12 protein-coding genes are annotated in these 7062 nt (G+C 34.4%); 7 read left to right on the top strand and 5 right to left on the bottom strand.

All coding sequences use genetic code 11. The annotated features are described in order from the left end of the window. From F6K54_RS36910 to F6K54_RS36890, 5 genes are all read left to right on the top strand, one after another. Positions 1-135, top strand: a 135-nt coding sequence (locus tag F6K54_RS36910) for a DUF6516 family protein (RefSeq protein ID WP_293088902.1), incomplete at its 5' end; no start/stop codon positions are given. Between the two features lie 2 nt (positions 136-137). Next, positions 138-428 (top strand): hypothetical protein, encoded by a 291-nt coding sequence (locus tag F6K54_RS36905; RefSeq protein WP_293088900.1) that lies wholly within the window; start codon positions 138-140, stop codon positions 426-428. Beyond that, positions 418-801, top strand: a complete 384-nt coding sequence (locus tag F6K54_RS36900) for a DUF6516 family protein (protein ID WP_293088898.1) — start codon at positions 418-420, stop codon at positions 799-801. Before F6K54_RS36905 ends, F6K54_RS36900 begins: the two co-directional genes overlap by 11 nt. A 43-nt stretch (positions 802-844) precedes the next feature. Next, the gene (locus F6K54_RS36895) at positions 845-1147 is read left to right on the top strand and encodes a hypothetical protein (RefSeq protein ID WP_293088896.1); all 303 of its coding nucleotides are present in this window, start codon (positions 845-847) and stop codon (positions 1145-1147) included. Then, on the top strand, positions 1140-1499 hold the full coding sequence (locus F6K54_RS36890; protein ID WP_293088894.1) for a type II toxin-antitoxin system PemK/MazF family toxin: 360 nt from the start codon (positions 1140-1142) through the stop codon (positions 1497-1499). The genes F6K54_RS36895 and F6K54_RS36890 overlap by 8 nt, the downstream gene beginning before the upstream one ends. Before the next feature lie 407 nt (positions 1500-1906). On the opposite strand, the gene F6K54_RS36885 is transcribed toward F6K54_RS36890, so the two are convergent. From F6K54_RS36885 to F6K54_RS36865, 5 genes are all read right to left on the bottom strand, one after another. Further along, positions 1907-2974 carry an ATP-binding protein gene (locus F6K54_RS36885; RefSeq protein ID WP_293088892.1) on the bottom strand — a complete coding sequence of 356 codons (1068 nt, stop codon included), beginning with the start codon at positions 2972-2974 and terminating at the stop codon, positions 1907-1909. A 108-nt stretch (positions 2975-3082) separates the two neighbouring features. Further along, positions 3083-3496, bottom strand: a complete 414-nt coding sequence (locus F6K54_RS36880) for a hypothetical protein (protein WP_293088890.1) — start codon at positions 3494-3496, stop codon at positions 3083-3085. 61 nt (positions 3497-3557) lie between these two features. Beyond that, a complete protein-coding gene (locus F6K54_RS36875; RefSeq protein ID WP_293088888.1) occupies positions 3558-4169 on the bottom strand; it encodes a hypothetical protein in 612 nt (203 codons plus the stop codon). A gap of 22 nt (positions 4170-4191) precedes the next feature. Beyond that, positions 4192-4533, bottom strand: coding sequence for a hypothetical protein (locus tag F6K54_RS36870; RefSeq protein WP_293088886.1), 342 nt, complete (start codon positions 4531-4533; stop codon positions 4192-4194). Positions 4534-4552: 19 nt separating this feature from the next. Further along, positions 4553-4981, bottom strand: a complete 429-nt coding sequence (locus F6K54_RS36865) for a hypothetical protein (protein ID WP_293088884.1) — start codon at positions 4979-4981, stop codon at positions 4553-4555. Between the two features lie 50 nt (positions 4982-5031). On the opposite strand from F6K54_RS36865, the gene F6K54_RS36860 reads away from it, so the two are divergent. Both F6K54_RS36860 and F6K54_RS36855 read left to right on the top strand, forming a co-directional pair. Then, the gene (locus F6K54_RS36860) at positions 5032-5676 is read left to right on the top strand and encodes a helix-turn-helix domain-containing protein (RefSeq protein ID WP_293088883.1); all 645 of its coding nucleotides are present in this window, start codon (positions 5032-5034) and stop codon (positions 5674-5676) included. A 243-nt stretch (positions 5677-5919) separates the two neighbouring features. Beyond that, on the top strand, positions 5920-7059 hold the full coding sequence (locus tag F6K54_RS36855; RefSeq protein ID WP_366558343.1) for an RNA-guided endonuclease TnpB family protein: 1140 nt from the start codon (positions 5920-5922) through the stop codon (positions 7057-7059). Positions 7060-7062: the final 3 nt, after the last annotated feature.

Below are 7062 nucleotides of genomic sequence, written 5' to 3'. Positions count from 1 at the left end.
AGGCATCATAAAAAGCTAAACTTACCAAATTTTCCCCACCATAAACATGAAGGTAGTCAAGAAAATGTTATTTCCTCAAATGCTCCTAATTTAGTAGATGTATTGCAGGAAATTGAAAATATTCTCAGGAGGTAAATATGCCAGAACTTAAGATTAAATGCCAGCATCCAGAATCATTAAAAATATTTTTAAAAGCAGCATTAGAAAAAGAATTACAGTCTTTGTCTGATGGTATTGAACAAACCAAACAAAGATTGCAGAAATTTGAGACTAAATATCAGTTATCTACAGAAGAATTTATCAGAAGATATGAAAATGATGAATTTACAGAAACTCTAGAATTAGACGAATGGATTGGAGAATCTTGGATGCTGAAAAATCTCTGTGAAGAAGTAGAAAATTTACAGGTGGTTGAGTTTGTTAATTAAGGATTATGTTCAAGAAATTCGTGAAGCAATTAACTCTTGCTCATTAGTAACTTCACTCAGTATTACATCTGATGAACGAACAGATGATCGAGGTTTTATTGTAGGTGAAATAAACTTTATAGATGGTTCTATTCTTTATTGGCGTGAATTTGTAAATGTGAAAACAATCATCAATCGTGGTATGTACGCATATCAATATATGACTGCCTCCAAAAAATTGATTTTTCGTTATGACAATACTAGGCATCATAAAAAGCTAAATTTACCCAATTTTCCTCATCATAAACATGATAGAAGTGAAGATAATGTTATTTCCTCAAATGCTCCTACTTTGGTAGAAGTATTGCAGGAAATTAAGAGTCTTTTGAGGTAGTTATAGCTTTTTGCTTGATTTATATGAGTTGGAGATTATTTTTATGACCGCAATAACAAATAATAATATTGAACAAGAAATTATAGATAATCTGAAATTATTACCACCTGAAAAACAACAGGAAGTGCTAGACTTTATTCAGTTTATTCAGCACAAATTGAAGCTATCTCAAGTTGATTCTAAAAATCAGTTATCTCTCAAAGAAATTTCTCGTTTGCCTATAGCAGAGCGTCATAAATTATTAACAGCATCAATAGCTCAAACTGCTGAAGATTTTTTAAATGACCCAGAATTAACAGAGTTTTCTATTCTTGATGGAGAAGATTGGGAAACCGAAAATGAATAATCCTAAAAGAGGAGAAGTCTGGTTAGTACAACTAGATCCAACTAGAGGTCAAGAAATCAAAAAAACTCGCCCAGCAGTTGTGATTAGTTCAAACATTTTTAGCTCAGTCAGTGTCCGAATTATTATTCCTGTAGCTAAATGGCAACCTAAATTTCAAAACCGCCCCTTTATGATTTCGATACCGAAAACTGATGAAAATGGTTTAGATAACAACTCTGCGGGTAATGTGCTTCAAGTTCGTAGTATTGCTAATGAAAGGTTTGTTAAATATCTTGGGCGAGTTTCCAATCCTATCCTTGAAGAGTTACTAGCAGGTTTAATTATCTGTATAGACTATCATGTTGATAGTTGAATTATAGATATATAAATGTGTCATTCAAATGTTGAAGTATCAGTAGCAAAAAATAGCGATGTTCCTCATTTTTTTGGTGGAATGGAGGAGCGATAGTGCGTCCGCACCGCTTCGCGATCGCTTGTAAATTTCCCTAACGTTTCATGGTTTAACTAGGGCTTGCTGATTAAATAGAAAAGTCTTGATATATAAAGGTTTTAGCCTTTTTAGGTAGTGAAAAAGTACCAGATTTTTGCCTAGGTAAGCTCAAAAAGTGAGTATTGGCGTAAGTTAAGAGGCAGAACAATCTTAGGATAATTTTTCCTTTGTACGTCCTCTACAACTCCTGATTCCTCTTGAGTATTCACTACTCCCTACTCCCTACTCCCTACTCCCTGCCAAGTGCAAAAAGACTTTTTCAGCAAACCCTAACTATCATTTTCTGTATTTGATGGAGGAGGTGATTCTACCGTACCATCAACTTCTGTATTTGATGGAGGAGGTAATTCTACCGTACCATCAACAGGTGTTAACTTTATTTCCTGTTTTGATGCTGCCTTATTAGCTTCAATAATCTCAGTAATTGCCTGAGCAAAGTGAGATTGAGTAACACATTTTTGTTCTTTAGGTTTATCTTCCCTAGCAACAGCAACTACAGCTTTGAACACAGCATTTTTGATGTCTCTACCAGATATTTCATCAAACTGTTTCGCAATTTCAGAAAAATCTACTGAATTTTTATCTAATGGAAGTTTATTAGGAATTTGAGCTTGCCAAATTTTTGCCCTCGCCTCTTCATCAGGTAAATCAAATTGAGTTTTCCATCGAATTCTGCTGATAAAAGCTGGATCGTAGTTACGAATTAGGTTAGTTGCGAAAATAACGATTCCTTCGTAAGAAGAAAGCTGCATCAACATCACACTACGAGTTAAATTAACTGCAGTATCCGTTGCTTGAGTCACATTTTCTAAACGTTTACCTAAAAAAGAATCTGCTTCATCAAAGAATAAAACTGCTTTCTGGCTACTAGCAAATTCAAATGCTTTAGCAATATTCTTTGGTGTTTCACCAACATATTTAGATTCAAGTTGCTGATAAGGAACAACCAGAATTTTCAGTTTTAGTGCATGAGCAAGTGCTTCAGCAGTTAAGGTTTTTCCTGTTCCTGGGAGACCAGAAAAATTAATGGAAAGAGCTTTATCCAACTTGTGTTTTTCGCCCATTCCCCACTCATTATAGATTAAATCCTGATACTCAATTTCTGCTAAAATTAAGTCTATTTGATTTTTAGTAGTTTGAGGCAAAATAACATCTTCAAGAGTATATTTTGGCTCTCTTAGATAGGAGGTAAAATCTATACTTGATTCTGGTTTTTCTGAATAACTAGATTTTGTATCATTCTTAGACTGTAGAGTATCATTAACATCATTACTCGTCGAGGTATTTTTTTCTCCTGCTGCTTGTCGAAATAATCCTATTTTATCAGCTCTTGGCATGAAAATTTTTCCTTTAAGTTATAAATTGCAACTAACAGTTATACTCCAAATAAATTACTCTGATTTAACTCTTTTTATTCCTGGGTTATTGAAATTGTATTTAGGAAATTAGTCATGCCAATTTTCCAAAGTCATTATTGAAGCTTTTGACCTATCTTTAGGAAAATTATTAATCTCATTACCACTTATTCCTGATAATTTAAATACCTGGGATGGTTTGCTTTCAACGTGCTTTGGGTCCCACACTTCCATAGTTAGTTCGTGAGAATAACCTTCCAAGTAAAGTATCAAATGTAAAGTTGTTCCTTTTCCAAATGCTTCAATTAAAACTGGAGCAATATTTATATCCCAGATTGGCTCCAATTTTCCATACAACATTTCAGTTGTAGAACTTCTCTTACCACCAAAAAATTTACTCAACGAATCAAAAAAATTTTTCTTATTTCTTTTTGGCATAGAATTATCCTGACTATATTGGCGGAACTGTGATTCTCTGTCTCTTGGCGGATCGCTGCGTGGCATTGATAACTACCTCTAAATTTTTACTTCAAATTAACAACTAACTTTCTCTGTATTTCAACAGTCAATCTATTTGAATAATCAAAGCATTAAAAAATAGACTTTGCTTCATTTTGGCATATTTGTCGAGAGCTTCAGTTGTTTTTTCTATCCCTTCTACTAATGGCTTAAATACCTGAGTAAAAGGATTGTTAGCTATTGATTCTTCAGTTAAAAGTGATGGTAATTCTGGTGGTGCAATAAATTGTCTAAATAAGGGGTTGAAAAGATTTTCAGCATCTCTTTTCCAAATTTGGTATTCTTGAGCAGTTAACTCATTATCTAGAACATAAATTCGCTCTAACTTAGAACCTGGAATATTAGACCTAATTTCTAAATCACCTCTATCAATTGTAGGAATACTATACCCTCTTTCATTGTTTTCTATTTCAGTATCATACAGCCATATTTTGAGATATTCAAAACTGCAATTGGGCAATAAACGACTTTGACGAAATAGTTCTCTGACGATTAATTTATCAAAGAATTTTTGTGTTTTTTCATTAACAACACACTCTCCATTATTTAATCTTTGCCCAGGAACTCCTAACAACTCAATAGTCTTTAAATTTCCATAAGTTTCTGGAGAACGAAAACCAATTTCTAGATAGATTTTTTCAGCAGGTATTCGTGACATAATCATTGACTCCTTTTTGGAATTAAGACCAATTTTCTAGTTCCAGTACCTTTGCTTCTGAACGATATTCAGGTAAAGGCGAATCTTGAGGTGCTTGCTTTAGTGTGAAAACTTCTGAAGGTTTACTATTTGTATATCTGGGGTCCCAAATTTCCATTATTGTTTCCCCAAGAACTGCACCAGCATAAAAAATAACGTATAAGGTTGCCCCAGCTCCAAAAGCTGCTATTAGAACACCAACTACGAAAGTTTCCCAGATTTTTTGCAGAGCATAAACCAAAGCTTCAATAAAGTATCTAACAACTTCTCCTAACCAGCTTAAAAACTGATCTATTAGACTACCAACCCATGCAAAAAAACCCATTTGTTTTACCTCCTATTAACTAACTATTTAATACAGCAACTATCGGTTTGTTTTGGAGCGTTGGCAACTGAACATCTTTGTCTTCTAAAGGTTTTAAAGAAATCATAACTGGCTGCATATCTGAGCGTTTTGGATCTACAAATGCAACTATTACATCCAACCCATTCCTGAAGACTGCTAGTAACCACTCGCTACGATAGCCAAATTCTTGTCTTAGATAAGATTCAATCTCCGGCCAGTTATTGTCTAAGAATTGAGCAACCAAAGCCAAATAATATTTCGTTGCTTCTGTTACATACCCCCATATTTGTTTAATCCCAACAACAAATTGTTCCCACACATTAGCAAAAGCTCTTGATAGGGCTTCAACGATTGCAGCAAAAGCATAACCAGCAGCAGCGCCGATAAGAAATCCAGCAGCAGCTTGTATTAAAATATCCCAAGCCATTAGTTGGTTACTCCACTAACAATTATCAGTGATTACTGAAGTTAACTTGATTGAAAGAAAGTGTTCAATCATATATCCATAATAACTTAACCAATCTGAGACTAACACTGATAAAACTTAGAACTTATATTAGAATTACATCAGAAACTTTAACAATTCTCTCAACTATGGCCTCCATCGACAAACAATTTGCTGAAGCAGCCCAAAATTGGGACTTAGAAACCCTCTATACAGACCTTGCTTCTGCTAAAGGAAAGCGTTTGACTCCTACTGAAAAGCTACATCTACGAGGTTTACTCTGTGGCTACAGTCCCGTAGAAATAGCTAAAAAGCTAGAAAAAAATCCCAAAGGTGTAGAAACTGATTTATGTGCAACCATATATAAATATGTCAAAAGTTTAGTCGATAGACGCGATCGCAGAATCGAAAATTGGAGAAATATTTCTGAATGGCTGGAAATAGATGGATATAGATGTCGGTCATCTCCTCAAGTACCACTTGATAGTTTGTTAACAGAAAAGAGTGTAGTTAATGTAACTAATATCAATATTGAAAATAATCAATTAGTGATTGCTTTTAACTTACGGATACCCACTTTAAAATCTGAGGGAATCTCAGTAGAAAACTTTGGCTTAAGTGATGATGTGATTCCTAAAGATATTGCTAGAGATTTATCTGAAAAGCAATTTCAATGAATTAATGTACAAAAATAAATCACTTTTAAAGGAAATAATAAATATGCCAGAACTAAAAATTAAATGCCAGAACCCAGAATCATTTGGCAAATACCTTAGGGCCTAGTTTGAGATAGTTTAATTTAGGTTGACCGAAAAAATGGGTCTCAAGCCTCGCCCATAAGCGGGCGACTTTTTATTGCTTGCGGGTTGATTTTTTTTCAATAAATATGTTATCATGTTGTTAGTTTGATGCGTCAAGTTATGAAAGCTAGATTTAAGTACCGTATATATCCAACCCCGGGACAAAAATACCGATTAGCCAAGCTATTTGGCTGTGTCCGTGTGGTTTGGAATGATAGTCTAGCTTATTGCCAACAGAAGTATAAATCAGGAGAAAAGAAATCTTCTAATTCAGAACTACAAAAGCTTTTTATTACTCAAGCTAAAAAAACTGAAGAAAGAGAATGGTTGTCAGAGGTTTCTAACATAGCATTGCAGCAATCATTGAATGATTTAAACCAGGCTTATCAAAACTTTTTTAAATCAACTCAAGGCAAGAGAAAAGGTAGACCTATTAAACCTCCTAAATTCAAAAGTAGAAAATCAAAGCAAACTGCTAGATTTACAAAGGGAGGCTTTAAAGTTGGTCAACATAAAATCTATTTAGCCAAAATTGGAAAGCTGAAAATTGTATGGTCAAGAGAATTACCTACTGCTCCATCATCAGTAACAGTAATCAAAGATTCAGCTCATAGATATTTCTTGAGTTTTGTAGTAGAAATACAACCAGAAATCTTACCTAAAACTGATAATTCAGTAGGCATAGATTTAGGTATTAAAACCTTTGCTACATTTAGTGACGGTACAAAGATTGATGCTCCTAAGCCACTGAAAAAACGAATTAAGAAATTAAGAAAGTTAAGTAAGTCATTATCTCATAAAACTAAAGGCTCTAAAAGGTATGAAAAAGCCAGGATTAGAGTAGCTAAATTCCATGCCACGCTGAAAGATACAAGGACAGATTTTCTACATAAATTATCTACTGAAATAATTCGTGAAAACCAAACAATTGTTTTAGAAGATTTAAACGTTTCTGGTATGATTAAGAACCGTAAATTATCCAGAGCCATATCAGATTTAGGTTGGAGAACATTCAGGACTTTTTTAGAAGGAAAAGCAGAAAAATATGGTCGCGATTTCAGAGTAATTAGTCGTTGGGAGCCTACATCCCAAGTTTGCTCAAATTGTGGCTTTAAAGGTGGGAAGCTAGACCTTCAGGTGCGAGAATGGGAGTGTCTCAACTGTGGTGCAAAACATGTTCTTAGACGAGAATGCAGCGATAAATATATTAGTCGCGGGCGGGCAGTCCGAGACATTAAACGGACGCGGAGGCAAGCGTAAGAC

The organism is Okeania sp. SIO3B5 (genome assembly GCF_010692555.1).
GTDB lineage: Bacteria > Cyanobacteriota > Cyanobacteriia > Cyanobacteriales > Microcoleaceae > Okeania.
This window is presented reverse-complemented; position numbering and strand designations above follow the sequence as displayed.